Origin of the sequence: Petrocella sp. FN5 (assembly GCF_029210395.1) — a bacterium.
Taxonomy (GTDB): domain Bacteria; phylum Bacillota; class Clostridia; order Lachnospirales; family Vallitaleaceae; genus Petrocella.
Genome location: NZ_JARGDP010000196.1, coordinates 1 through 1,052, shown reverse-complemented (window position 1 = coordinate 1,052; position 1,052 = coordinate 1). Strand labels below are relative to the sequence as shown.

The following is a 1,052-nucleotide window of genomic DNA, read 5'->3' as shown; positions in this document are numbered from 1 at the left end:
ATGTATATCAAAAAGGAAGGCATGTTGTTTATAGCCGATCAAACAGGTAAACTAATTCTTAGCGAAGACAACAGTTACAGAAATATAGTTGATTTACAGATCACTTATGATTGGTTTAAAGAAGTAGAAAATTACAAAAAGATTGAAATAGCGGGACAAGAATATTTTATATCTTTAGTCACTTCTGATTACAATAATTGGAAATACATTAGTTTAATTGATACATTTGAAATACAGAGTAAACTTAAAGATATAAGTAATAATACAATACTTCTATTGGTATTTTTTTTAATAGTTTCTCTTATGCTATCTTATGCAATGTCTAAAGGCATTTACAATCCAATTCATTTAATAAAAGCTTCACTCGAAGGAAAAAATAAGAAAATTCATGAGTATAATTTTTTTCGATTACTAAAAGGCGAAGAGGTAGATGAAAATGAATTAGTTGGTGAGCAAATTTACAGTCCAATGAAATATCAGATTGTACTTATAGAGTTTTTAAAAGATGTAAATGATAATTTAAATGTAGATATTGGTCATGCCAGTCGAGCTTTTAGTGATGAAGAATATATCTCCCTTCGAAATATTCTTGATGAACATATTAAGACTTATTTAGGAAATGATCGTCTTATTGAGTTCTTCTATGAAACAAAAACGAGGATTGTATTATTGTTACGTTCTGAGAATGAAAAACAAGCAGATGAGTCAAAGATGATTGATACATTTAATGCATTGATAGAAAGCTATAAAAAAATCACGAGTTGTCAAGGTACGGTTGTTATTGGTGCGATAATAAGTTTTGCGGGGATTAAAGACTCATATGAGCATTTAGTAAAGATTCTTAAATACAGACTTGAAAAAAACCAAATGGGCATCATAGATGAAAAGAATTTCATATATAAAGCTGAACTAAAAAAAATACCTTATGATTATCATACTTATTTAAACAACAGCTTACGGGCATCATCTCTTGAGGAGTGCAAAGCAATCATTTTAGAACTCGACCAAGTTGTAAAAAGTGAATTTTATTATGCATCGAATTTTTCCTTTTA

General features: G+C 28.6%; 1 protein-coding gene. It reads left to right on the top strand.

Going from position 1 to position 1,052, the window contains the following annotated elements; genetic code table 11:
- Positions 1–21 precede the first annotated feature (21 nt).
- A partial coding sequence (locus tag P0N36_RS15445; protein WP_275843785.1) for a hypothetical protein occupies positions 22–1,052 on the top strand: 1,031 nt, incomplete at its 3' end.